Consider the following 21,805-nt stretch of genomic DNA (forward strand, 5'->3'; position numbering starts at 1 on the left):
TGTCGTGGCTAAAGAAAAATTTGACCGTACCCTCCCGCACGTCAACGTTGGCACCATCGGTCACGTCGACCACGGTAAAACCACGCTGACCGCTGCTCTGACTCGTGTTTGCTCCGAAGTTTTCGGTTCGGCCGTTGTTGCTTTCGACAAAATCGACAGCGCTCCGGAAGAAAAAGCTCGTGGTATCACCATCAACACCGCGCACGTTGAATACAACTCGCTGATCCGTCACTACGCTCACGTTGACTGCCCAGGTCACGCTGACTATGTGAAGAACATGATCACCGGTGCTGCACAGATGGACGGCGCTATTCTGGTTTGCTCGGCCGCTGATGGTCCGATGCCACAGACTCGTGAGCACATCCTGCTGTCCCGTCAGGTTGGCGTTCCGTACATCGTTGTCTTCCTGAACAAGGCTGACATGGTAGACGACGCTGAGCTGTTGGAACTGGTTGAGATGGAAGTGCGCGATCTGCTGAGCACTTACGACTTCCCGGGCGACGACACCCCGATCATCATCGGTTCCGCTCTGATGGCTCTGAACGGCCAAGATGACAACGAAATGGGCACCACTGCCGTTCGTAAACTGGTTGAGACTCTGGACAGCTACATCCCAGATCCAGTTCGTGTTATCGACAAGCCGTTCCTGATGCCAATCGAAGACGTATTCTCGATCTCGGGTCGCGGTACTGTTGTGACCGGTCGTATCGAGCGCGGTATCGTTAAGGTTCAGGATCCACTCGAAATCGTTGGTCTGCGTGACACTACTGTCACCACCTGCACCGGTGTTGAAATGTTCCGTAAGCTGCTCGACGAAGGTCGTGCGGGCGAGAACTGCGGCGTGCTGCTGCGCGGCACCAAGCGTGACGACGTTGAGCGTGGCCAGGTTCTGGTCAAGCCAGGTTCGGTTAAGCCGCACACTACCTTCGAAGCTGAAGTGTACGTGTTGAGCAAAGAAGAAGGCGGTCGCCACACTCCGTTCTTCAAAGGCTACCGTCCACAGTTCTACTTCCGGACCACTGACGTGACCGGTAACTGCGAACTGCCGGAAGGCGTTGAAATGGTAATGCCAGGCGACAACATCAAAATGGTTGTCACCCTGATCAAAACCATCGCAATGGAAGATGGTCTGCGTTTCGCTATTCGTGAAGGCGGTCGTACCGTCGGCGCTGGCGTCGTAGCCAAAATCATCGCTTAATAAGTGATGACTTGAAAAAGCCCCCGCCTAGCGGGGGCTTTTTTATTGGGTTGACACTGTAGTAGCCCGTCTATAGAATTGCGCCTCCTTTTAACGGGCGTATTGCGCTCGCTGGGAATAGCAGCCGGAGTCTGAAATCCAATGCAAAATCAGCAAATCCGTATCAGGTTGAAGGCTTTTGACCATCGCCTGATCGACCAATCCACCCAGGAAATCGTGGAAACCGCGAAACGTACTGGTGCTCAAGTGCGTGGTCCAATTCCACTGCCTACCCGTAAAGAGCGGTTCACCGTTCTGGTCTCCCCGCACGTCAACAAAGACGCGCGTGACCAGTACGAGATCCGTACTCATAAGCGCGTTCTGGACATCGTCCAGCCAACGGATAAAACCGTTGATGCTCTTATGAAGCTTGATCTTGCGGCCGGTGTGGAAGTGCAGATCAGCCTCGGCTAAGACTCGGTCTTAGTCGTGTAACGCTCTGAAATGGGCGGCCATAGCGGGTGAAAGCCCCGTACACTCATGAGGTTTACAACATGACTATTGGTGTAGTCGGTCGTAAATGCGGTATGACCCGTATTTTCACCGAAGAAGGTGTCTCCATTCCGGTCACGGTCATTGAGATCGAGCCGAATCGCGTCACCCAGTTCAAAACTGAAGAGACCGATGGCTATCGTGCAGTGCAAGTCACTGTAGGCGAGCGTCGTGCTTCGCGTGTTACAGCTGCTCAGGCTGGCCACTTCGCTAAGGCGAACGTTGCCGCTGGTCGTACCGTAATGGAATTCCGTCTTGAAGAAGGCGAGTACCAGGCCGGCGATCTGATCAACGCTGAAATCTTCGCTGCTGGTCAACTGGTTGATGTAACCGGTCAGTCCAAGGGTAAAGGCTTCCAGGGTACGATCAAGCGTTGGAACTTCCGCGGGCAAGATAATACCCACGGTAACTCCGTGTCCCACCGCGTTCCAGGCTCTATCGGCCAGTGCCAGACTCCTGGTCGTGTATTCAAGGGCAAAAAAATGTCCGGTCATATGGGCGCTGAGCGCGTGACCGTGCAGTCCCTCGAAGTAGTGCGCGTGGACGCTGAACGCAATCTGTTGTTGGTCAAGGGCGCTGTTCCTGGCGCTACTGGCGGCAACTTGGTTGTACGTCCAGCAGCCAAGGCTCGCGGTTAAGGGGAAGCTGACATGCAATTAAATGTAAATGACGCTCAAGCGATCGAAGTTTCCGAACTGACATTTGGCGGCGAATTCAACGAGACGCTGGTTCACCAAGCAGTCGTGGCCTACATGGCCGGCGGCCGTCAAGGTAGCAAGCAGCAAAAGACCCGTTCCGACGTTCGTGGTGGCGGTAAGCGCCCATGGCGTCAGAAAGGTACTGGCCGTGCTCGTGCCGGTACTATCCGTAGCCCAATCTGGCGTGGCGGCGGTACCACTTTCGCAGCTCGTCCTCAGGATCACACCCAGAAGCTGAACAAGAAGATGTATCGCGCAGCAATGCGTTCCATCCTTGCTGAGCTGGTGCGTACTGATCGTCTGGTTGTGGTTCAGGACTTCGCTGTTGATGCACCGAAGACCAAAGATTTGCTGAACAAACTGACCGGCATGGGCCTGACTGACGTCTTGATCGTGTCTGAAGTGGTTGATCAGAACCTGTACCTGGCTGCTCGCAACCTGCCGCACGTTGATGTACGTGACGTGCAAGGTTCCGATCCAGTTAGTCTGATCGCATACGACAAGGTGTTGATCACCGTGTCGGCCGTGAAGAAATTCGAGGAGCTGCTGGGATGAACCAGGAACGCGTATTTAAAGTTCTGCTTGGCCCGCACGTTTCCGAGAAGGCTACGGTTCTGGCTGACAAGAAAGGCCAGTTCGTTTTCAAGGTTGCAACTGACGCAACCAAGCTGGAAATCAAGAAGGCCGTCGAAAGCCTGTTCAGCGTGAAAGTAGAGCGTGTTACTACCCTGAATGTTCTGGGTAAGAGCAAGCGCACTGCTCGCGGTCTGGGCAAGCGTAATGACTGGAAGAAGGCAGTTATCTCCCTTCAGCCAGGCCAAGATCTCGATTTCAGCAGCAGTGCTGAGTAAGGAAGGGGTGCATCATGGCAATCGTTAAATGCAAACCGACTTCCCCTGGCCGCCGTTTTGTGGTCAAGGTGGTCAACCAGGAGCTGCATAAAGGCGCTCCTCACGCACCGCTGCTCGAGAAAAAATCGAAGACTGGTGGTCGTAACAACAATGGTCGTATTACCACTCGTCACATCGGTGGTGGCCATAAGCAGCATTATCGTCTGGTCGATTTCCGTCGCAACGACAAAGATGGCATCACTGCCACTGTCGAGCGCATTGAATACGATCCAAACCGTACTGCTCACATCGCTCTGCTGCTGTACGCAGATGGCGAGCGTCGGTACATCATTGCCCCTAAAGGCGTGAGCGCTGGCGACCAGCTGATCGCAGGTGCTTTGGCGCCGATCAAGCCGGGCAACGCTCTGCAACTGCGTAACATTCCAGTTGGTAGCACCGTACACGGCATCGAATTGAAGCCAGGTAAAGGCGCGCAAATCGCTCGTTCCGCTGGTGCTTCGGCTCAGCTGATCGCTCGTGAAGGTGTCTACGTGACCCTGCGTCTGCGTTCTGGTGAGATGCGTAAAGTGCTGGCTGAATGCCGCGCGACCCTGGGTGAAGTCTCGAACTCCGAGCACAGCCTGCGTTCGCTGGGTAAAGCTGGTGCCAAACGCTGGCGTGGCGTTCGCCCAACCGTTCGTGGTGTTGCCATGAACCCGGTTGACCACCCACATGGTGGTGGTGAAGGTCGTACCTCTGGTGGTCGTCATCCGGTATCGCCATGGGGCTTCCCGACTAAGGGCGCGAAGACTCGTGGTAATAAGCGTACCGACAAAATGATCGTCCGTCGTCGCAAGTAAATAGAGGGATACGACAGTGCCACGTTCTCTGAAAAAAGGTCCTTTTATTGATCTTCACCTACTGAAGAAGATCGAAGTGGCGGCGGAAAAGAACGATCGCAAACCAGTTAAAACCTGGTCGCGTCGTTCGATGATCCTGCCACAAATGGTCGGTTTGACCATTGCAGTGCATAACGGTCGTCAACATGTTCCAGTTCTCGTGAACGAAGACATGGTCGGCCACAAACTAGGCGAGTTTGCCGGTACCCGCACATATCGTGGGCACGTGGCAGACAAGAAAGCCAAGCGTTAAGGGGTAAGGAACGATGGAAGTAGCCGCTAAGTTGTCGGGCGCTCGAATCTCCGCCCAGAAAGCCCGCTTGGTCGCCGACCAGATCCGCGGGAAGAAGGTGGGCGAAGCGCTCAACCTGTTGGCTTTCAGCAGTAAGAAAGCCGCCGAGATCATGAAGAAAGTGCTGGAGTCGGCCGTAGCCAACGCCGAGCATAACGAAGGCGCAGACGTTGATGACCTTAAAGTCAGCACCGTTTTCGTCAACGAAGGGCGTTCGCTGAAGCGAATCATGCCACGAGCCAAAGGCCGTGCTGATCGCATCGTCAAGCGGTCTTGCCATATCACTGTCAAGGTTGCTGACAAGTAACGGAGTCGAAGAGATGGGTCAGAAAGTACATCCCATTGGCATTCGCCTGGGAATCGTCAAGGAGCACACCTCCGTCTGGTACGCAGACGGTCGGACTTATGCGGACTATTTGTTCGCTGATCTGAAGGTGCGTGAGTATCTCCAAGACAAACTAAAAAGCGCGTCCGTAAGCCGTATCGATATCCATCGTCCGGCCCAAACAGCACGTATCACCATCCACACTGCTCGTCCAGGTATCGTTATCGGGAAGAAAGGTGAAGATGTTGAGAAACTGCGTCAGGACCTGACCAAGCAAATGGGTGTGCCTGTGCACATCAATATCGAAGAAATCCGCAAGCCGGAACTCGACGGTATGTTGGTTGCGCAGAGCGTAGCTCAGCAGCTGGAGCGTCGCGTAATGTTCCGTCGCGCTATGAAGCGCGCTGTACAGAACGCCATGCGCATTGGTGCCAAAGGCATCAAAATCCAAGTGAGCGGTCGTCTCGGCGGTGCTGAAATCGCACGTACTGAATGGTATCGCGAAGGTCGTGTGCCACTGCACACCCTGCGTGCCGACATCGACTATGCCAACTACGAAGCTCACACCACTTATGGTGTGATCGGTGTAAAGGTTTGGATCTTCAAAGGCGAAGTAATTGGTGGTCGCCAAGAAGAGCTGAAACCACAAGCACCAGCGCCTCGTAAAAAAGCTGCTAAGTAAGGGGTACGCCAAATGTTGCAACCAAAGCGTACGAAGTTCCGCAAGCAGATGACAGGCCACAACCGTGGTCTGGCACAGCGCGGTAGCAAAGTCAGCTTCGGCGAGTTCGCGCTGAAGTCTGTAGCTCGTGGTCGTCTCACCGCTCGTCAGATCGAGTCAGCGCGTCGTGCTCTGACCCGTCACGTTAAACGTGGCGGCAAGATCTGGATCCGTGTATTCCCGGACAAGCCTATTTCCAAGAAGCCACTCGAAGTTCGGATGGGTAAAGGTAAGGGTAGTGTGGAGTACTGGGTTGCCCAGATTCAGCCAGGTAAAGTCCTGTATGAAATCGAGGGTGTAACTGAAGAGCTGGCGCGTGAGGCTTTTGCCCTGGCTGCTGCAAAGCTGCCGCTCGCCACCGCCTTTGTTAAACGGACGGTGATGTGATGAAAGCGAATGAACTTCGTGAAAAAGACGCGCCGCAGCTTAACGAGCAACTGCTCGGCCTGCTGCGCGACCAGTTCAATCTGCGTATGCAGAAAGCAACTGGCCAGTTGGGGCAGTCTCACCTGCTCCGGCAAGTTAAGCGTGACATCGCTCGCGTGAAGACTGTGCTCAAACAGCAGGCAGGTAAGTAATCATGGCTGAAGCCGAAAAAACCGTCCGTACGCTGACTGGCCGTGTTGTCAGCGACAAAATGGACAAGACCATCACCGTTCTGATCGAGCGTCGCGTTAAGCACCCGATCTACGGTAAATACGTTAAGCGTTCGACTAAGCTGCACGCGCACGACGAAACCAATCAGTGCCACATCGGCGACAAAGTCACTATTCGTGAAACTCGTCCTTTGGCCAAGACCAAGTCTTGGGCGCTGGTTGATGTTCTCGAACGCGCTGTGGAAGTCTAAGGACTAGGGGTCGGAGAAATTATATGATTCAGACTCAATCCATGCTCGATGTGGCCGATAACAGCGGCGCTCGCCGCGTTATGTGCATCAAGGTGCTGGGTGGCTCCCATCGTCGTTACGCTGGTATCGGTGACATCATCAAAGTTACCGTGAAGGAAGCAATTCCTCGCGGTAAAGTGAAAAAAGGCCAAGTGATGACTGCTGTTGTAGTCCGCACTCGTCACGGCGTACGTCGTGCTGATGGCTCCATTATCCGCTTTGATGGCAACGCTGCTGTTCTTCTGAACAACAAGCAAGAGCCGATCGGCACCCGTATCTTTGGGCCAGTGACCCGTGAACTTCGTACTGAGAAGTTCATGAAGATCGTCTCGCTCGCCCCAGAAGTGCTGTAAGGAGATCCGACATGCAAAAGATTCGTCGTGACGACGAGATCATCGTGATCGCCGGCAAAGACAAAGGTAAGCGCGGTAAGGTGCTTAAGGTTCTCGCTAACAACCGTTTGGTTATTGGCGGTCTGAACCTGGTTAAGCGTCATACCAAGCCTAACCCTATGTCGGGCGTGCAAGGCGGTATCGTCGAAAAAGAAGCTCCGCTGGATGCTTCTAACGTCGCCATTTTCAACGGCGAAACCAACAAGGCTGATCGCGTTGGTTTCAAAGTAGAAGACGGCAAGAAAATTCGTGTCTTCAAGTCGACCCAAAAAGCGGTTGATGCTTGAACACTGCTAGGTAGAAGACCATGGCACGACTAAAAGAGATTTACTGGAAGGAAATCGCACCGAAACTTAAGGAAGAACTTAAGCTTTCGAACGTGATGGAAGTTCCACGCGTTACCAAAATCACCCTGAACATGGGTCTGGGCGAAGCGGTCGGTGACAAAAAAGTCATCGAGCACGCTGTTGCCGACCTGGAAAAGATCACCGGTCAGAAAGTCGTTGTGACTTACGCTCGGAAATCCATCGCTGGCTTTAAAGTCCGTGAAGGTTGGCCGATCGGCGTCAAAGTGACTCTGCGCCGTGAGCGTATGTACGAATTCCTGGATCGTCTGCTGTCGATCTCCCTGCCTCGGGTTCGCGACTTCCGCGGCCTGAATGCCAAGTCCTTCGATGGTCGTGGTAACTACAGCATGGGCGTAAAAGAGCAGATCATCTTCCCGGAAATCGACTACGACAAGATCGATGCTCTCCGCGGTCTGGACATTACCCTGACCACCACTGCCAAGAACGATGATGAAGGTCGCGCGCTGCTGCGTGCTTTCAAATTCCCGTTCCGCAACTGATTGGAGTAGGAAAATGGCCAAGATGAGCATGAAAAACCGCGAGCTGAAGCGTCAGCTCACGGTTGCCAAGTACGCCAAAAAGCGTGCAGCACTGAAAGCTATCATCGTTGATCTGAACGCAAGTCCAGAAGCACGTTGGGAAGCTACAGTAGCTCTGCAGAAGCAGCCACGTGACGCAAGCGCTTCGCGCATGCGTAACCGCTGCCGCCTGACCGGTCGTCCACACGGCGTTTACCGCAAGTTCGGCCTTGGCCGTAACAAGTTGCGTGAAGCTGCAATGCGTGGTGACGTACCTGGTCTGGTTAAAGCCAGCTGGTAAGCAATATCAAAGTCTCGGTGCTCGGGATCGCAAGATCCTGACCACCGGTGACCTTGAACTTGAATCAAGCCCCTTTTGGGGCTTGATTCATTTGTGGGGTGTGTCTAGAATACCCGGCTCGCCTGAGCCCGTGCTTTTTTCGCATGGATGTACTCGGCGACACGTAGTAGCCGCAAGGCTAATTTTTTGTGTATTAGGAGCGTCTAGCCCATGAGTATGCAGGACCCGTTAGCGGACATGCTAACTCGAATCCGTAATGCCCAGATGGCTGAAAAGTCCGTCGTAAGCATGCCATCTTCTACTTTGAAGGTAGCTGTTGCCAAAGTCCTGAAGGACGAAGGTTACATTGCGGGTTATCAGATCAGCAGCGAAATCAAACCACTGCTGTCTATCGAGCTGAAATATTTCGAAGGCCGTCCGGTCATCGAAGAAGTGAAGCGCGTTAGCCGTCCAGGCCTGCGTCAGTACAAGTCCGTCGATGATCTGCCGAAAGTTCGTGGCGGTCTCGGTGTGTCTATCGTCTCCACCAACAAAGGTGTGATGACGGATCGTGCTGCGCGCGCTGCCGGTGTCGGCGGCGAAGTTCTTTGCACTGTGTTCTAAGGGGGGATAAGCATGTCACGCGTCGCTAAGAACCCCGTTAAGCTGCCAGCCGGTGTCGAAGTCAAATTCGCAGGCCAACAGCTTTCGGTGAAGGGTGCCAAGGGCACTCTCGAACTGAACATCCATTCGTCCGTTGAGATTGTTGAAGAAGCCGGTGAGCTGCGTTTTGCTGCTCGCAATGGCGATCAACAGACTCGCGCAATGGCTGGTACCACTCGTGCGTTGGTAAACAACATGGTCCAAGGCGTAAGCCAAGGCTTCGAGCGCAAGCTCCAGCTGGTCGGTGTTGGTTACAAAGCGCAAGCAAAAGGCACAGTGCTGAACCTGGCTCTTGGCTTCTCGCACCCAGTGGATTATGAACTGCCGGAAGGCATCACCGCTGAGACTCCTAGCCAGACCGATATCCTGATCAAGGGCATCGATAAGCAGCTGGTAGGTCAAGTGGCCGCCGAGATCCGCGACTTCCGTCCACCAGAGCCGTACAAAGGCAAAGGTGTGCGCTACGCGGACGAAGTCGTCCGTCGTAAAGAAGCCAAGAAGAAGTAGGGCATAGCAAATGACCGACAAAAAAGTTACTCGACTGCGTCGCGCTCGCAAAGCACGCCTGAAAATGCACGAACTCGAAGTCGTGCGTCTCTGCGTGTTCCGCTCGTCGCAGCACATTTACGCCCAGGTCATTTCGGCCGACGGCAACAAAGTCCTGGCATCCGCCTCGACTTTGGATAAAGAACTGCGTGATGGCGCCACTGGCAACATCGACGCGGCCACTAAGGTTGGCCAGCTGGTCGCTACGCGTGCTAAAGCCGCTGGCGTCTCGCAGGTGGCTTTCGACCGCTCTGGCTTCAAGTACCACGGCCGCGTCAAGGCGCTGGCTGATGCTGCTCGTGAAGCTGGGCTGGAGTTCTAAGTTATGTCAAATAACGACCAAAAGCGCGACGAAGGCTACATTGAGAAGCTGGTTCAAGTTAACCGCGTAGCCAAAACCGTTAAAGGCGGCCGTATCTTCACTTTCACCGCGTTGACCGTGGTTGGTGATGGTAAAGGGCGTGTTGGCTTCGGCCGTGGCAAGTCACGTGAAGTGCCTGCTGCGATCCAGAAGGCAATGGAAGCTGCTCGCCGCAACATGATCCAAGTTGACCTGAACGGCACTACCCTGCAGTACGCAATGAAGTCCGGTCACGGCGCTTCGAAGGTGTACATGCAGCCTGCTTCTGAAGGTACCGGTATCATCGCTGGCGGCGCTATGCGTGCTGTCCTCGAAGTTGCTGGTGTTCAGAACGTTCTGGCCAAGTGCTACGGCTCGACTAACCCGGTAAACGTGGTTCACGCCACTTTTAAAGGTTTGAAAGCTATGCAGTCTCCTGAATCCATTGCCGCCAAGCGTGGCAAAAGCGTCAAGGAGATCTTCTGATCATGGCTACCGTTAAAGTTACGCTGATCAAAAGCATGACCGGCCGCATCCCTAACCACAAACTGTGCGTTAAGGGTCTGGGTCTGCGTCGCATCGGTCACACTGTAGAAGTACTTGATACTCCCGAGAATCGCGGGATGATCAACAAGGCTTACTACATGCTGCGTGTCGAGGGTTAATCGATGAAACTCAATGATCTGAGTCCAGCGCCGGGTTCCCGTCGCGAAAAGCATCGTCCGGGCCGTGGTATCGGTAGTGGTTTGGGCAAGACCGGTGGCCGTGGCCACAAAGGTCAGTCCTCCCGCTCCGGTGGCACCATTGCTCCAGGCTTTGAAGGCGGTCAACAGCCGCTGCATCGTCGCCTGCCGAAGTTCGGTTTCGTTTCCCTGAAAGCCATGGATCGCGCAGAAGTGCGTTTATCCGAGCTGGCTAAAGTGGAAGGCGACATCGTTACCGTGCAGTCCCTGAAAGATGCCAACGTGATCAACGTCAACGTACAGCGCGTGAAAATCATGCTGTCCGGCGAAGTTACTCGCGCTGTTACCATCGGAAAGGGAATCGGCGCCACCAAAGGTGCGCGTTCGGCTATCGAAGCAGCTGGCGGCAAGTTCGAGGAATAAATGGCTAAGCAAGGTGCTCTCTCTGCGCTCGGCAAAGGCGGTATGTCTGAACTCTGGGCTCGTCTGCGTTTTCTGTTCCTGGCGATTATCGTCTACCGAATAGGCGCACACATCCCGGTTCCAGGTATCAACCCGGACCGACTCGCGGACCTGTTTCGACAGAATGAGGGGACCATTCTTAGCTTGTTCAACATGTTTTCTGGCGGCGCGCTGGAACGGATGAGCATCTTTGCACTGGGGATCATGCCGTATATTTCGGCATCGATCATCATGCAGTTGATGACCGCCGTCAGCCCGCAGCTCGAGCAGTTGAAGAAGGAAGGTGAAGCTGGGCGTCGCAAGATTGCCCAGTACACCCGCTACGGCACTGTCGTCCTCGCTCTGGTTCAGGCAATTGGCATGTCCATTGGTCTGGCAGGGCAGGGTGTTTCGTTCACTGGTGACTTTGGCTTCCATTTCGTCGCGGTATCCACTTTTGTGGCTGGTGCGATGTTCATGATGTGGCTGGGTGAGCAGATTACTGAGCGTGGTGTTGGCAACGGTATCTCGATGTTGATTTTCGCAGGTATCGTCGCCGGTCTTCCGAGAGCGATCGGGCAGTCTTTCGAGTCTGCGCGGCAGGGTGATATCAATATTTTCGCCCTGGTTGCCATCGGTTTGCTGGCAGTAGCGATTATCGGTTTTGTGGTGTTCATTGAGCGTGGTCAGCGTCGTATAGCTGTTCACTACGCCAAGCGTCAGCAGGGCCGCAAGGTTTTTGCTGCACAGACTAGCCACTTGCCGCTGAAGGTGAACATGGCCGGTGTTATTCCGGCCATTTTCGCGAGCAGCATTTTGCTGTTCCCGGCTTCGTTGGGTACCTGGTTTGGTCAGTCTGAAGGTATGGGCTGGCTGCAGGACATCTCGCAGTCGATCGCTCCTGGTCAGCCGTTGAATATTCTGCTGTTTAGTGCAGGGATTATTTTCTTCTGCTTCTTCTATACGGCGTTGATGTTCAATCCGAAAGACGTAGCGGAAAACCTGAAGAAGTCCGGTGCCTTTATTCCGGGCATCCGTCCAGGTGAGCAGTCTGCGCGCTACATTGATGGCGTTCTGACTCGTCTGACCCTGTTCGGTGCTCTATATATGACGGCCGTGTGCTTGTTGCCCCAGTTTCTGGTGGTTGCAGCAAACGTTCCGTTCTACCTTGGCGGGACCTCGTTGCTGATCGTCGTCGTGGTTGTGATGGACTTCATGTCCCAAGTACAATCGCACCTCGTTTCGCACCAGTACGAATCCCTGATGAAGAAAGCCAACCTGAAGGGCTACGGCAGCGGCATGCTTCGCTGAAGTACCCATAAGGTGAGAGGAGTTGGTGATGAAAGTTCGTGCATCGGTGAAAAAGCTGTGCCGTAACTGCAAGATTATTCGCCGCGAAGGTGTTGTTCGAGTAATTTGCAGCGCGGAACCGCGTCACAAACAGCGCCAAGGCTGAGTGTGATCCGCTTGAAGCCCGGTAGCTAGTGCGCTGCCGGGTTGATTATTTGTTATTACAGCGATATTATCTCGCGCCCTATTTCTTGGCTTCCGGGGCGTAGGTAGCTGTCAATTGGAGTCCCACTGAATGGCCCGTATTGCAGGCGTTAACATTCCAGATAACAAGCACACTGTTATCTCGCTGACCTACATCTATGGTGTTGGTCGCACTACTGCGCAGAAAATTTGCGCAGTGACTGGGGTAAACCCAGCCGCAAAGATCAAGGATCTGAGCGACGAGCAGATTGAACAGCTGCGTGGCGAAGTGGCGAAGTTCACCACTGAAGGTGACCTGCGTCGCGAAATCAACATGAAAATCAAGCGTTTGATGGACCTCGGTTGCTATCGCGGTCTGCGTCATCGTCGTGGTCTTCCAGTACGCGGTCAGCGTACCAAGACTAACGCGCGTACCCGTAAAGGTCCGCGTAAGCCGATCCGCAAGTAATCGCCCCAGCGAATCGACAGGAAAATTATCATGGCAAAACCTGCTGCTCGTCCTCGTAAAAAAGTTAAAAAGACAGTGGTTGATGGCATCGCCCACATCCATGCATCTTTTAACAACACAATCGTGACCATCACCGACCGTCAAGGTAACGCGCTTTCTTGGGCTACCTCCGGTGGTTCGGGTTTCCGCGGTTCCCGCAAGTCCACGCCGTTTGCTGCTCAAGTAGCTGCTGAACGTGCTGGTCAAGCTGCGCTGGAATACGGCCTGAAAAACCTCGACGTTAACGTCAAGGGTCCAGGTCCAGGTCGTGAGTCTGCTGTCCGTGCTTTGAACGGCTGTGGCTATAAGATCGCCAGCATCACCGACGTGACGCCAATCCCGCACAACGGGTGCCGTCCGCCGAAGAAGCGCCGCGTGTAATCCAGGAGATTGTAAAGAATGGCTCGTTACATTGGTCCAAAATGCAAACTCGCTCGTCGCGAAGGCACCGATCTCTTCCTGAAGAGCGGCGTGCGCGCGATCGAATCGAAGTGCAACATCGAAGCAGCACCTGGTATCCACGGCCAACGCCGCGGTCGCCAGTCCGATTACGGCACCCAACTGCGTGAAAAGCAGAAGGTCCGTCGTATCTACGGCGTTCTCGAGCGTCAATTCAGCGGCTACTACAAAGAAGCTGCTGGCAAGAAAGGTGCAACTGGCGAAAACCTGTTGCAACTGCTCGAATGCCGTCTGGACAACGTTGTATACCGTATGGGTTTTGGCTCTACTCGTGCCGAATCCCGTCAGCTGGTATCGCACAAATCCGTCAGCGTTAACGGTCAGACCGTAAACGTACCGTCTTACCAGGTTCGTGCTGGTGACGTGGTCGCGATCCGCGAGAAAGCAAAGAACCAACTTCGCATTGTCCAAGCTCTCGATCTGTGTGCCCAACGTGGCCGCGTAGAATGGGTAGAAGTAGACACTGAGAAGAAGTCGGGCGTTTTCAAGAACGTTCCAGCTCGCAGTGATCTGTCCGCCGACATCAACGAAAGCCTGATTGTCGAGCTCTACTCCAAGTAAGGGCTAGAAAATAGGTGCATCCATGCAGATTTCGGTAAATGAGTTCCTGACACCCCGCCATATTGATGTGCAGGTTGTCAGTCCAACCCGCGCCAAAATCACTCTCGAGCCTCTCGAGCGTGGTTTTGGCCACACCCTGGGCAACGCGCTGCGCCGCATCCTGTTGTCCTCAATGCCCGGCTGTGCAGTAGTCGAGGCCGAGATTGACGGTGTACTCCATGAGTACAGCGCCATCGAAGGCGTACAGGAAGACGTAATTGAAATCCTGTTGAACCTTAAAGGTCTGGCTATCAAGCTGCACGGTCGTGACGAAGTTACGCTGACCTTGTCGAAGAAGGGTTCGGGGGTGGTTACCGCTGCCGATATTCAGCTGGATCATGATGTCGAGATCGTTAACCCCGATCACGTAATCGCTAACCTGGCGTCTAACGGCGCCCTGAACATGAAGCTCACCGTAGCTCGTGGTCGTGGTTATGAACCGGCAGACTCGCGTCAGAGCGATGAAGACGAAAGCCGCAGCATCGGTCGCTTGCAGCTTGACTCTTCGTTCAGCCCGGTTCGCCGTATCGCATACGTGGTGGAAAACGCCCGTGTCGAGCAGCGTACTAACCTGGACAAGCTGGTTATTGATCTGGAAACCAACGGCACCCTGGATCCTGAAGAGGCTATCCGTCGCGCTGCAACCATTCTGCAACAGCAGTTGGCTGCGTTCGTCGACCTCAAAGGTGACAGTGAGCCAGTGGTTGTCGAGCAGGAAGACGAGATCGATCCGATCCTGCTTCGCCCGGTTGACGATCTGGAACTGACTGTACGTTCGGCTAACTGCCTTAAGGCGGAAAACATCTACTACATCGGTGACCTGATCCAGCGCACCGAAGTAGAGCTGTTGAAGACTCCGAACCTTGGCAAGAAATCCTTGACTGAAATCAAGGACGTTCTGGCCTCCCGCGGTCTGTCCCTCGGCATGCGCCTCGACAACTGGCCGCCTGCAAGTCTTAAGAAGGACGACAAGGCGACTGCCTGATCGTCGTAATCACCGAACGTTGTGTTTGGTAAGGAATGAACCATGCGTCATCGTAAAAGTGGTCGTCACCTGAGCCGCACCAGCTCGCACCGCAAGGCCATGTTTCAAAACATGGCGGTGTCGCTGTTCGAGCACGAGCTGATCAAAACTACACTGCCGAAAGCTAAAGAACTGCGTCGCGTTGCTGAGCCGCTGATCACTTTGGCCAAGACAGACAGCCTGGCTAACCGCCGTTTGGCTTTCGACCGTACTCGTTCGAAAGCTATCGTTGGTAAGCTCTTCAACGACCTGGGCAAGCGTTACGCTACCCGTGAGGGTGGCTACCTGCGCATCCTCAAGTGCGGCTTCCGCACTGGTGACAACGCGCCTATGGCGTACGTTGAGTTGGTTGATCGTCCAGTTGGCGGTGAAGCTGTATCCGCTGAGTAAGACATCAGTCTGAAACGAAGAACCGGGCCTAGTGCCCGGTTTTTTGTGCTCGCTATTAAATGCCAGCCACTCCTACGGTCGTTAGAAAAAATCTATCGCCATGCATAGCTTAATGAATTTGTACGTGTAACGTTGGTGGTCAATACTCTCCTCTAGCCGATCAGCGGTAGTTCATAGACTGACAGAGGAAGAGATTTCAATGAGCCAAAATAAAACCCTTACCACCGCCAGTGGCGCTCCTGTCGCCGATAACCAGAATTCCCGCTCCGCCGGCCCACGCGGACCGCTGTTGCTTGATGATTTCCATCTCATCGAGAAACTTGCTCACTTCAATCGTGAGAATATTCCTGAGCGTAGAGTGCACGCGAAAGGCTCGGGTGCTTACGGCACATTTACGGTGACTCGTGACATAACCGAGTACACCAGCGCCAAACTGTTTGAGTCCGTCGGTAAGCAAACCCCAACCTTCCTGCGTTTTTCTACCGTGGGTGGTGAGCGTGGTTCCGCCGACACAGAGCGCGATCCACGTGGATTCGCGTTGAAGTTCTACACCGAAGAAGGCAATTGGGACATTGTCGGCAACAACACGCCGGTGTTCTTCATCCGTGATCCGCTCAAATTCCCTGACTTTATCCACACCCAAAAGCGCCTACCGCAAAGCAACCTGAAAAGCGCGCAGATGATGTGGGATTTCTGGTCGCACTCGCCTGAGGCGTTGCACCAGGTCACTATTCTGTTCTCGGACCGCGGCATTCCCGACGGATACCGTCATATGCACGGCTTCGGTAGCCATACCTACAGTCTGATCAATGCCAGCGGCGAGCGGCACTGGGTGAAATGGCACTACAAGACCAAGCAGGGGATCAAGAACCTGGCGCCTGCTGACGCTGCACGTCTGGCGGGTACCGATCCGGATTACGCTCAGCGGGATCTGTTCGGTGCGATCGAGCGCGGTGATTTCCCGAAATGGCGTGTCTGCATTCAGATAATGACCGAGGCTCAAGCCGCGGCACACTACGAGAACCCGTTCGACGTCACCAAGACCTGGTCGCAGAAAGAATTTCCGTTGATTGAAGTCGGCGAGCTTGAACTGAACCGTAATCCGCAGAACTATTTTGCAGAAGTCGAGCAAGCCGCATTTGGTCCGAGCAACATGGTGCCGGGTGTCGGGCTGTCGCCAGATCGTATGCTGCAAGGGCGTGTGTTTGCTTACGCAGACGCGCACCGCTACCGCATCGGCACCAATCATCAGCAGCTGCCGGTGAATGCCCCACATAGCCCAGTGAACAGCTACCAGCGTGACGGTTCGATGGCATTCGGCAGCAACGGCGGCAGTGCGCCGAATTACGAGCCAAACAGCTACATCGAGGCGCCAAAACAGGCCCCTCGTTATGCTGAGCCTCCGTTGGCATTGAACGGTGCCGCGGATCGTTATGACCATCGCGAAGACACCGATTACTACAGCCATGCTGGTGCGCTGTTCCGCCTGATGAGCGACGAGCAGAAAACCCTGTTGATCAATAACATTGCCGGCGCAATGGCTGGGGTTTCAAGCGACGTGGTTGATCGCCAGTTGCAGCATTTCTACAAGGCCGATCCGGCGTATGGAGAAGCAGTCGCAAAGGCACTCAACGTACAGATTAACGAAGTCTAAACGAGAAGCAGAACCGCCCTCATCTGGGCGGTTTTTGCGATATTTAAACTACTTTTCTCAGAATATCTTCGCTTTTATCGCGTAAACGGAGTGACCTAACAGTCGCCTTGGTTCAAACTACAGACTTTCAAGCAGGGAGATGTAGGGCGATGCAAGGCCACCCAGACGTTATCGATTACCTCAACACGTTGCTGACCGGCGAGCTGGCGGCGCGTGATCAGTATTTCATCCACTCGCGGATGTACGAGGACTGGGGTTTCACCGAGCTCTACGAACGTATCAACCATGAAATGGAAGAAGAAGCACAGCACGCTGACGCGCTGATGCGTCGGATCCTGATGCTTGAAGGCACTCCGCGCATGCGTCCTGACGACCTCGATGTCGGCACAACCGTGCCTGATATGCTCGCCGCCGATTTACGCCTCGAATACAAAGTTCGCGCTGCTCTCTGTAAGGGCATTGAACTTTGCGAGTTGCACAAAGATTACGTAAGCCGCGAGATCCTGCGCATTCAGCTCAACGATACCGAAGAAGATCACACCTACTGGCTGGAAAAACAGCTGGGTTTGATCAAGCTGATCGGTCTCGAGAACTACCTGCAATCGCAGTTCTAATCAGCTACAAAAAAGCCCCTGCCACTGATGAAGTGACAGGGGCTTTTTCGTGGGGCCGGATCAGTCCCGGTCGCGAGCCAGGAGCGGCTTGAGGTAGAAGCCAGTGTGCGATTGCTTCATCTCAGAGACTTCTTCTGGCGTACCAACGGCAATAATCTGCCCACCTTTGGAACCACCCTCGGGTCCGAGGTCCACCAGCCAGTCGGCCGTTTTGATCACGTCAAGGTTGTGCTCGATTACCACCACAGTATTGCCGTGGTCGCGCAGTCTGTGCAGTACATCGAGCAGTTGCTGGATGTCTGCGAAGTGCAGGCCAGTGGTTGGCTCATCGAGGATGTACAACGTCTTGCCGGTATCGCGTTTGGAAAGCTCGCGAGACAGTTTTACCCGTTGCGCTTCACCTCCAGACAACGTGGTCGCCGATTGCCCCAGCTTGATGTACGACAGCCCAACATCCATTAGCGTCTGAAGCTTGCGCGCCAGCGCCGGAACCGCGTCGAAGAACACTCGCGCTTCCTCGATGGTCATCTCGAGGGTCTCGTGAATGCTCTTGCCCTTGTATTTGATCTCAAGGGTTTCGCGGTTGTAGCGCTTGCTCTTGCAGACGTCGCACGGCACATAGATGTCCGGCAGAAAGTGCATTTCGACCTTGATCAGACCATCGCCCTGACACGCTTCGCAACGACCGCCTTTCACGTTGAAGGAGAATCGCCCCGGGCCATATCCACGGGAACGGGATTCCGGCACGCCGGCGAACAATTCGCGAATCGGCGTGAACAAGCCGGTGTACGTCGCCGGGTTTGAGCGCGGCGTACGGCCAATCGGGCTCTGGTCAATGTCGACCACCTTGTCCAGGTGCTCCAGACCTTTGATGCTGTCGTGTGCGGCAGCCTCCAGCGTCGTTGCACCATTGAGTGCCGTGGCGCTCAGGGGAAACAGCGTGTTGTTGATAAGCGTCGACTTGCCCGAGCCGGATACGCCGGTGACGCAGGTCAGCAGACCAATCGGAATATCCAGGTCGACATTGCGCAAATTGTTGCCGCGCGCGCCTTTCAAGGACAGAGACAGCTTTTTGTTACGCGGCGTACGCTTGGCTGGAACCGCAATCTTGACCCGGCCCGACAGGTATTTACCAGTCAGCGAATCAGGGTGAGCCATGACTTCTGCGGGCGTGCCCTCGGCAACGATATGCCCCCCGTGAACACCTGCACCCGGGCCAATGTCCACCACATAGTCGGCAAGACGAATGGCGTCTTCGTCGTGTTCGACCACGATGACCGTATTGCCAATGTCCCGCAGGTGCTTGAGCGTACCGAGCAAACGATCATTGTCGCGCTGGTGCAGGCCGATGGACGGCTCATCGAGAATGTACAGGACACCTACCAGCCCGGCGCCAATCTGACTGGCCAGGCGGATCCGTTGAGCCTCACCGCCGGATAGGGTATCCGCGCTTCGATCCAGCGACAGATAATCCAGGCCTACGTTGACCAGGAACTGCAGGCGCTCGCGAATTTCCTTGAGGATCTTGTCGGCGATTTCACCGCGGCGGCCCGTCAATTTCAGTCCGCCGAAGTACTCGCACGCATCGCCGATCGGCAGATTGGTGACTGCCGGAAGCGTCTTCTCACCTACCCAGACGTGCCGCGCCTCGCGACGCAGACGGGTGCCACGGCAATCCGGGCAAGGCTGGGTGCTGAGGAACTTGGCCAGCTCTTCACGTACCGAAGCCGATTCGGTTTCGCGGTAGCGACGTTCCAGGTTCGGCACGATGCCTTCGAACGGGTGCGAACGTTTGACGATGTCGCCACGGTCGTTCAGGTACTTGAAGTCGACGTTCTGCGAACCGCTGCCATGCAGGATGTACTTCTGCTGATCGGCCGGCAGTTCATTGAATGGCACTTCCAGGCTGAACTTGTAGTGAGACGCCAGCGATCCGAGCATCTGGAAGTAATAGACGTTACGCCTGTCCCAGCCGCGTATCGCGCCCTCGGCCAGTGTCAGGTCTCCATTGACCAGTCGCTTGATATCAAAAAACTGCTTCACGCCCAGGCCATCGCACGTCGGGCACGCGCCTGCCGGGTTGTTGAAGGAAAACAGCTTGGGCTCAAGCTCGCTGATGGCATGACCGCAGATCGGGCAGGCGAAGCGCGCGGAAAAGATCATCTCTTCGCCAGGCTCGTCGTCCATCGGAGCAACCAGTGCGATGCCATCCGCCAGTTTCAGCGCGGTCTCGAACGACTCAGCGAGGCGCTGCTGCAGATCGGCGCGAACCTTGAAGCGGTCAACCACGACATCAATCGAATGCTTCTTCTGTTTATCCAGTTTCGGCAGCTCGTCCAGCTCGCAAAGCCGGCCATTGATTCGTGCGCGGACGAAGCCCTGGGCGCGCAGCTCTTCGAAGACCGACAGATGTTCGCCTTTACGCTCGCGAATCACCGGCGCTAACAGCATAAGCTTGCTGCCTTCCGGCTGGGCAAGCACCAGGTCGACCATCTGGCTGACGGTCTGCGCTTCCAGCGGAATATCGTGATCCGGGCAGCGCGGAATACCCACACGAGCATAGAGCAGGCGCAGGTAGTCGTAGATTTCGGTGATGGTGCCGACGGTGGAGCGCGGGTTGTGCGAGGTCGACTTCTGTTCGATGGAGATTGCCGGCGACAAACCTTCGATGGTGTCGACGTCAGGCTTTTCCATCATCGACAGGAATTGTCGCGCGTAGGCGGACAGCGACTCGACGTAGCGGCGCTGGCCTTCGGCGTACAACGTGTCAAATGCCAGAGACGACTTGCCGGATCCGGACAGGCCGGTGATGACGATCAGTTTGTCCCGTGGCAGGGTCAGGTCGATGTTCTTCAGGTTGTGGGTTCGGGCCCCACGAATCAGGATCTTGTCCAAAGTGGCCTCGCTTGGCGGGCGTCGAAAACGTAGGAGTATACGGCCAAATACTGGATGGATGCACACTATCAAACGAGCGGATTGTTGTCTTACATGAAGAGTCTGTCAGCAGAGCGCGGCAAAGCGTCGCGATATACCCTGTCAATCGATGGGACTGGTAGAATCGCCGCCGGTTCACATGAGGTTTATCCATGCACGATCCCCACAGCGAACGCATGAGTGGCAGTGAGACCCGCGCAGCAAGCGGTCTGGCCCTGGTGTTCGCCTTCCGTATGCTTGGCATGTTCATGGTGTTGCCGGTATTGGCGACCTATGGGATGGATCTGGCAGGCGCGACCCCGGCCCTTATCGGGCTGGCGATTGGCGCATACGGCCTGACCCAGGCGATTTTCCAGATTCCCTTCGGTTTCATTTCCGACCGCATCGGGCGACGTCCGGTGATTTATCTGGGGCTGATCATTTTCGCCCTGGGCAGTGTACTGGCCGCTAATGCCGATTCGATCTGGGGCGTCATTGCCGGACGAATCCTGCAAGGTGCCGGTGCCATTTCTGCGGCGGTCATGGCTCTGCTGTCGGACCTGACCCGGGAACAACACCGCACGAAAGCCATGGCGATGATTGGCATGACCATCGGCTTGTCGTTCGCTGTCGCCATGGTTGTAGGGCCATTGCTGACTCGCGCCTTCGGCCTGTCGGGACTATTCCTCGCCACGGGCGGTATGGCGCTGATCGGCATCGTCATCGTGATGTTCATGGTGCCCCGTGCCAGCGGGCCGTTGCAGCATCGTGAGTCCGGTGTCGCGCGACAGGCGCTGTTGCCGACGCTCAAGCATCCGGACCTGTTGCGCCTGGACCTGGGCATTTTTGTGTTGCACGCGATGTTGATGTCGAGCTTCGTCGCCTTGCCGTTGGCGCTGGTCGAAAAAGCCGGCCTGCCCAAAGAGCAGCACTGGTGGGTGTACCTGACTGCGCTGCTGATTTCTTTCTTCGCCATGATCCCGTTCATTATCTACGGCGAGAAGAAACGCAAAATGAAACGAGTTTTACTCGGCGCCGTCGTGACGCTGATGCTCACTGAGCTATTCTTCTGGCAGTTCGGCGATAGCTTGCGGGCTCTGGTGATTGGTACGGTGGTGTTCTTCACCGCGTTCAACCTGCTGGAAGCTTCGTTGCCATCGTTGATCAGCAAGGTTTCACCGGCAGGCGGCAAGGGCACGGCAATGGGGGTTTATTCCACCAGTCAGTTCCTGGGTTCGGCGTTGGGCGGGATCATGGGCGGGTGGATGTTCCAGCATGGCGGTTTGTCGGTTGTGTTCCTTGGATGCGCCGGGCTGGCTGCCCTCTGGTTAGCCTTTGCTGTTACCATGCGCGAACCTCCCTACGTGACGAGCCTGCGCTTGCCGTTGTCGCCCGAAGCGATCCGCGAAGCGGGTCTGGTCGAGCGCCTGTTGGCCGTCGTAGGGGTAACAGATGCAGTCGTGGTCGCTGATGAAGCGGCCATTTACATCAAATTGGACACCGAACTATTGGATCGCACCACCCTTGAGCGCCTGGTGAACAACCCGGCCTCGACAGCGTGCGAAGCCTAGGAGAACGTT

General features: G+C 55.2%; 33 protein-coding genes. 32 read left to right on the plus strand and 1 reads right to left on the minus strand.

Going from position 1 to position 21,805, the window contains the following annotated elements; all coding sequences use genetic code 11:
• The first annotated feature begins 4 nt into the window (after nucleotides 1–4).
• The 31 genes from tuf to bfr all read left to right on the plus strand — a co-directional run bounded on the left by tuf (nucleotide 5) and on the right by bfr (nucleotide 17,312).
• Nucleotides 5–1,198: an elongation factor Tu gene (gene tuf / locus GBC55_RS18605; protein ID WP_008145495.1), complete on the plus strand. Its 1,194-nt coding sequence runs from the start codon at nucleotides 5–7 to the stop codon at nucleotides 1,196–1,198.
• Between the two features lie 141 nt (nucleotides 1,199–1,339).
• On the plus strand, nucleotides 1,340–1,651 hold the full coding sequence (gene rpsJ, locus GBC55_RS18610; protein WP_003186070.1) for a 30S ribosomal protein S10: 312 nt from the start codon (nucleotides 1,340–1,342) through the stop codon (nucleotides 1,649–1,651).
• Between the two features lie 80 nt (nucleotides 1,652–1,731).
• On the plus strand, nucleotides 1,732–2,367 hold the full coding sequence (gene rplC, locus GBC55_RS18615) for a 50S ribosomal protein L3 (RefSeq protein WP_003186059.1): 636 nt from the start codon (nucleotides 1,732–1,734) through the stop codon (nucleotides 2,365–2,367).
• Between the two features lie 12 nt (nucleotides 2,368–2,379).
• On the plus strand, nucleotides 2,380–2,982 hold the full coding sequence (rplD, locus tag GBC55_RS18620; RefSeq protein WP_007896707.1) for a 50S ribosomal protein L4: 603 nt from the start codon (nucleotides 2,380–2,382) through the stop codon (nucleotides 2,980–2,982).
• Nucleotides 2,979–3,278 carry a 50S ribosomal protein L23 gene (gene rplW, locus GBC55_RS18625; RefSeq protein WP_002555488.1) on the plus strand — a complete coding sequence of 100 codons (300 nt, stop codon included), beginning with the start codon at nucleotides 2,979–2,981 and terminating at the stop codon, nucleotides 3,276–3,278. The genes rplD and rplW overlap by 4 nt, the downstream gene beginning before the upstream one ends.
• 14 nt (nucleotides 3,279–3,292) lie before the next feature.
• Nucleotides 3,293–4,117 carry a 50S ribosomal protein L2 gene (rplB, locus tag GBC55_RS18630; RefSeq protein WP_032884535.1) on the plus strand — a complete coding sequence of 275 codons (825 nt, stop codon included), beginning with the start codon at nucleotides 3,293–3,295 and terminating at the stop codon, nucleotides 4,115–4,117.
• A 16-nt stretch (nucleotides 4,118–4,133) separates the two neighbouring features.
• On the plus strand, nucleotides 4,134–4,409 hold the full coding sequence (rpsS, locus tag GBC55_RS18635) for a 30S ribosomal protein S19 (RefSeq protein ID WP_002555486.1): 276 nt from the start codon (nucleotides 4,134–4,136) through the stop codon (nucleotides 4,407–4,409).
• 13 nt (nucleotides 4,410–4,422) lie between these two features.
• Nucleotides 4,423–4,755 carry a 50S ribosomal protein L22 gene (rplV, locus tag GBC55_RS18640; protein WP_003103908.1) on the plus strand — a complete coding sequence of 111 codons (333 nt, stop codon included), beginning with the start codon at nucleotides 4,423–4,425 and terminating at the stop codon, nucleotides 4,753–4,755.
• 13 nt (nucleotides 4,756–4,768) lie between these two features.
• Entirely contained in the window at nucleotides 4,769–5,455 is a 687-nt protein-coding gene (gene rpsC / locus GBC55_RS18645; protein WP_003176422.1) for a 30S ribosomal protein S3, read from the plus strand.
• Between the two features lie 12 nt (nucleotides 5,456–5,467).
• The gene (gene rplP / locus GBC55_RS18650) at nucleotides 5,468–5,881 is read left to right on the plus strand and encodes a 50S ribosomal protein L16 (RefSeq protein WP_008145497.1); all 414 of its coding nucleotides are present in this window, start codon (nucleotides 5,468–5,470) and stop codon (nucleotides 5,879–5,881) included.
• Nucleotides 5,881–6,072: a 50S ribosomal protein L29 gene (gene rpmC / locus GBC55_RS18655; protein ID WP_008030901.1), complete on the plus strand. Its 192-nt coding sequence runs from the start codon at nucleotides 5,881–5,883 to the stop codon at nucleotides 6,070–6,072. Before rplP ends, rpmC begins: the two co-directional genes overlap by 1 nt.
• A 2-nt stretch (nucleotides 6,073–6,074) precedes the next feature.
• The gene (gene rpsQ, locus GBC55_RS18660; protein ID WP_003176419.1) at nucleotides 6,075–6,341 is read left to right on the plus strand and encodes a 30S ribosomal protein S17; all 267 of its coding nucleotides are present in this window, start codon (nucleotides 6,075–6,077) and stop codon (nucleotides 6,339–6,341) included.
• 23 nt (nucleotides 6,342–6,364) lie between these two features.
• Nucleotides 6,365–6,733, plus strand: a complete 369-nt coding sequence (gene rplN, locus GBC55_RS18665) for a 50S ribosomal protein L14 (RefSeq protein ID WP_002555479.1) — start codon at nucleotides 6,365–6,367, stop codon at nucleotides 6,731–6,733.
• A gap of 11 nt (nucleotides 6,734–6,744) precedes the next feature.
• A complete protein-coding gene (gene rplX / locus GBC55_RS18670) occupies nucleotides 6,745–7,059 on the plus strand; it encodes a 50S ribosomal protein L24 (RefSeq protein ID WP_003176416.1) in 315 nt (104 codons plus the stop codon).
• A 20-nt stretch (nucleotides 7,060–7,079) separates the two neighbouring features.
• A complete protein-coding gene (rplE, locus tag GBC55_RS18675) occupies nucleotides 7,080–7,619 on the plus strand; it encodes a 50S ribosomal protein L5 (RefSeq protein WP_003176415.1) in 540 nt (179 codons plus the stop codon).
• 13 nt (nucleotides 7,620–7,632) lie between these two features.
• Entirely contained in the window at nucleotides 7,633–7,938 is a 306-nt protein-coding gene (rpsN, locus tag GBC55_RS18680) for a 30S ribosomal protein S14 (RefSeq protein ID WP_003176414.1), read from the plus strand.
• 210 nt (nucleotides 7,939–8,148) lie between these two features.
• Nucleotides 8,149–8,541 carry a 30S ribosomal protein S8 gene (rpsH, locus tag GBC55_RS18685; protein ID WP_003186040.1) on the plus strand — a complete coding sequence of 131 codons (393 nt, stop codon included), beginning with the start codon at nucleotides 8,149–8,151 and terminating at the stop codon, nucleotides 8,539–8,541.
• A 12-nt stretch (nucleotides 8,542–8,553) separates the two neighbouring features.
• Nucleotides 8,554–9,087, plus strand: coding sequence for a 50S ribosomal protein L6 (gene rplF / locus GBC55_RS18690; RefSeq protein ID WP_003176412.1), 534 nt, complete (start codon nucleotides 8,554–8,556; stop codon nucleotides 9,085–9,087).
• 10 nt (nucleotides 9,088–9,097) lie between these two features.
• Nucleotides 9,098–9,448 carry a 50S ribosomal protein L18 gene (gene rplR, locus GBC55_RS18695; RefSeq protein WP_003186037.1) on the plus strand — a complete coding sequence of 117 codons (351 nt, stop codon included), beginning with the start codon at nucleotides 9,098–9,100 and terminating at the stop codon, nucleotides 9,446–9,448.
• Between the two features lie 3 nt (nucleotides 9,449–9,451).
• Nucleotides 9,452–9,952 (plus strand): 30S ribosomal protein S5, encoded by a 501-nt coding sequence (gene rpsE / locus GBC55_RS18700; protein ID WP_007943782.1) that lies wholly within the window; start codon nucleotides 9,452–9,454, stop codon nucleotides 9,950–9,952.
• Between the two features lie 2 nt (nucleotides 9,953–9,954).
• Entirely contained in the window at nucleotides 9,955–10,131 is a 177-nt protein-coding gene (rpmD, locus tag GBC55_RS18705) for a 50S ribosomal protein L30 (RefSeq protein WP_003186033.1), read from the plus strand.
• 3 nt (nucleotides 10,132–10,134) lie between these two features.
• Nucleotides 10,135–10,572: a 50S ribosomal protein L15 gene (gene rplO / locus GBC55_RS18710; protein WP_010467269.1), complete on the plus strand. Its 438-nt coding sequence runs from the start codon at nucleotides 10,135–10,137 to the stop codon at nucleotides 10,570–10,572.
• A complete protein-coding gene (secY, locus tag GBC55_RS18715; protein WP_008073883.1) occupies nucleotides 10,573–11,901 on the plus strand; it encodes a preprotein translocase subunit SecY in 1,329 nt (442 codons plus the stop codon).
• 28 nt (nucleotides 11,902–11,929) lie between these two features.
• Nucleotides 11,930–12,046: a 50S ribosomal protein L36 gene (gene rpmJ / locus GBC55_RS18720; RefSeq protein ID WP_002555468.1), complete on the plus strand. Its 117-nt coding sequence runs from the start codon at nucleotides 11,930–11,932 to the stop codon at nucleotides 12,044–12,046.
• A gap of 129 nt (nucleotides 12,047–12,175) precedes the next feature.
• Nucleotides 12,176–12,532, plus strand: a complete 357-nt coding sequence (rpsM, locus tag GBC55_RS18725) for a 30S ribosomal protein S13 (protein ID WP_003186020.1) — start codon at nucleotides 12,176–12,178, stop codon at nucleotides 12,530–12,532.
• 30 nt (nucleotides 12,533–12,562) lie between these two features.
• A complete protein-coding gene (gene rpsK, locus GBC55_RS18730) occupies nucleotides 12,563–12,952 on the plus strand; it encodes a 30S ribosomal protein S11 (protein WP_002555466.1) in 390 nt (129 codons plus the stop codon).
• Between the two features lie 18 nt (nucleotides 12,953–12,970).
• Entirely contained in the window at nucleotides 12,971–13,591 is a 621-nt protein-coding gene (rpsD, locus tag GBC55_RS18735; protein WP_003210056.1) for a 30S ribosomal protein S4, read from the plus strand.
• Between the two features lie 22 nt (nucleotides 13,592–13,613).
• Nucleotides 13,614–14,615, plus strand: a complete 1,002-nt coding sequence (rpoA, locus tag GBC55_RS18740) for a DNA-directed RNA polymerase subunit alpha (protein WP_003186012.1) — start codon at nucleotides 13,614–13,616, stop codon at nucleotides 14,613–14,615.
• Between the two features lie 42 nt (nucleotides 14,616–14,657).
• Nucleotides 14,658–15,044, plus strand: coding sequence for a 50S ribosomal protein L17 (gene rplQ / locus GBC55_RS18745; protein WP_007896790.1), 387 nt, complete (start codon nucleotides 14,658–14,660; stop codon nucleotides 15,042–15,044).
• 199 nt (nucleotides 15,045–15,243) lie between these two features.
• Complete coding sequence (locus tag GBC55_RS18750; RefSeq protein WP_162438844.1) at nucleotides 15,244–16,698, plus strand: catalase; 1,455 nt, start codon at nucleotides 15,244–15,246, stop codon at nucleotides 16,696–16,698.
• A gap of 149 nt (nucleotides 16,699–16,847) precedes the next feature.
• Nucleotides 16,848–17,312: a bacterioferritin gene (gene bfr, locus GBC55_RS18755; protein ID WP_007933692.1), complete on the plus strand. Its 465-nt coding sequence runs from the start codon at nucleotides 16,848–16,850 to the stop codon at nucleotides 17,310–17,312.
• 60 nt (nucleotides 17,313–17,372) lie between these two features.
• Here the strand turns inward: bfr and uvrA are convergent, their stop codons facing one another.
• Nucleotides 17,373–20,207: an excinuclease ABC subunit UvrA gene (gene uvrA, locus GBC55_RS18760; RefSeq protein ID WP_162438845.1), complete on the minus strand. Its 2,835-nt coding sequence runs from the start codon at nucleotides 20,205–20,207 to the stop codon at nucleotides 17,373–17,375.
• Nucleotides 20,208–20,398: 191 nt separating this feature from the next.
• Here uvrA and GBC55_RS18765 point away from each other — a divergent pair, with 191 nt between their 5' ends.
• Nucleotides 20,399–21,796: an MFS transporter gene (locus tag GBC55_RS18765; protein ID WP_162438846.1), complete on the plus strand. Its 1,398-nt coding sequence runs from the start codon at nucleotides 20,399–20,401 to the stop codon at nucleotides 21,794–21,796.
• Nucleotides 21,797–21,805: the final 9 nt, after the last annotated feature.

This window comes from Pseudomonas sp. TNT3 (assembly GCF_010095445.2).
Taxonomy (GTDB): domain Bacteria; phylum Pseudomonadota; class Gammaproteobacteria; order Pseudomonadales; family Pseudomonadaceae; genus Aquipseudomonas.

Coding starts and splice junctions, on each gene's coding strand:
- rpsE (WP_007943782.1), top strand. CDS start 9,452: ATGTCAAATAACGACCAAAAGCGCGACGAAGGCTACATTGAGAAGCTG.
- rplQ (WP_007896790.1), top strand. CDS start 14,658: ATGCGTCATCGTAAAAGTGGTCGTCACCTGAGCCGCACCAGCTCGCAC.
- rpmC (WP_008030901.1), top strand. CDS start 5,881: ATGAAAGCGAATGAACTTCGTGAAAAAGACGCGCCGCAGCTTAACGAG.
- rplB (WP_032884535.1), top strand. CDS start 3,293: ATGGCAATCGTTAAATGCAAACCGACTTCCCCTGGCCGCCGTTTTGTG.
- rpsC (WP_003176422.1), top strand. CDS start 4,769: ATGGGTCAGAAAGTACATCCCATTGGCATTCGCCTGGGAATCGTCAAG.
- rplR (WP_003186037.1), top strand. CDS start 9,098: ATGACCGACAAAAAAGTTACTCGACTGCGTCGCGCTCGCAAAGCACGC.
- rpsQ (WP_003176419.1), top strand. CDS start 6,075: ATGGCTGAAGCCGAAAAAACCGTCCGTACGCTGACTGGCCGTGTTGTC.
- rpsJ (WP_003186070.1), top strand. CDS start 1,340: ATGCAAAATCAGCAAATCCGTATCAGGTTGAAGGCTTTTGACCATCGC.
- rplD (WP_007896707.1), top strand. CDS start 2,380: ATGCAATTAAATGTAAATGACGCTCAAGCGATCGAAGTTTCCGAACTG.
- rplC (WP_003186059.1), top strand. CDS start 1,732: ATGACTATTGGTGTAGTCGGTCGTAAATGCGGTATGACCCGTATTTTC.
- rplP (WP_008145497.1), top strand. CDS start 5,468: ATGTTGCAACCAAAGCGTACGAAGTTCCGCAAGCAGATGACAGGCCAC.
- rpsN (WP_003176414.1), top strand. CDS start 7,633: ATGGCCAAGATGAGCATGAAAAACCGCGAGCTGAAGCGTCAGCTCACG.
- rpoA (WP_003186012.1), top strand. CDS start 13,614: ATGCAGATTTCGGTAAATGAGTTCCTGACACCCCGCCATATTGATGTG.
- rplW (WP_002555488.1), top strand. CDS start 2,979: ATGAACCAGGAACGCGTATTTAAAGTTCTGCTTGGCCCGCACGTTTCC.
- rpsD (WP_003210056.1), top strand. CDS start 12,971: ATGGCTCGTTACATTGGTCCAAAATGCAAACTCGCTCGTCGCGAAGGC.
- rpmD (WP_003186033.1), top strand. CDS start 9,955: ATGGCTACCGTTAAAGTTACGCTGATCAAAAGCATGACCGGCCGCATC.
- bfr (WP_007933692.1), top strand. CDS start 16,848: ATGCAAGGCCACCCAGACGTTATCGATTACCTCAACACGTTGCTGACC.
- secY (WP_008073883.1), top strand. CDS start 10,573: ATGGCTAAGCAAGGTGCTCTCTCTGCGCTCGGCAAAGGCGGTATGTCT.
- rplN (WP_002555479.1), top strand. CDS start 6,365: ATGATTCAGACTCAATCCATGCTCGATGTGGCCGATAACAGCGGCGCT.
- rpsH (WP_003186040.1), top strand. CDS start 8,149: ATGAGTATGCAGGACCCGTTAGCGGACATGCTAACTCGAATCCGTAAT.
- GBC55_RS18750 (WP_162438844.1), top strand. CDS start 15,244: ATGAGCCAAAATAAAACCCTTACCACCGCCAGTGGCGCTCCTGTCGCC.
- GBC55_RS18765 (WP_162438846.1), top strand. CDS start 20,399: ATGCACGATCCCCACAGCGAACGCATGAGTGGCAGTGAGACCCGCGCA.
- rplF (WP_003176412.1), top strand. CDS start 8,554: ATGTCACGCGTCGCTAAGAACCCCGTTAAGCTGCCAGCCGGTGTCGAA.
- rplE (WP_003176415.1), top strand. CDS start 7,080: ATGGCACGACTAAAAGAGATTTACTGGAAGGAAATCGCACCGAAACTT.
- rpsK (WP_002555466.1), top strand. CDS start 12,563: ATGGCAAAACCTGCTGCTCGTCCTCGTAAAAAAGTTAAAAAGACAGTG.
- rplV (WP_003103908.1), top strand. CDS start 4,423: ATGGAAGTAGCCGCTAAGTTGTCGGGCGCTCGAATCTCCGCCCAGAAA.
- rplO (WP_010467269.1), top strand. CDS start 10,135: ATGAAACTCAATGATCTGAGTCCAGCGCCGGGTTCCCGTCGCGAAAAG.
- rplX (WP_003176416.1), top strand. CDS start 6,745: ATGCAAAAGATTCGTCGTGACGACGAGATCATCGTGATCGCCGGCAAA.
- rpmJ (WP_002555468.1), top strand. CDS start 11,930: ATGAAAGTTCGTGCATCGGTGAAAAAGCTGTGCCGTAACTGCAAGATT.
- rpsM (WP_003186020.1), top strand. CDS start 12,176: ATGGCCCGTATTGCAGGCGTTAACATTCCAGATAACAAGCACACTGTT.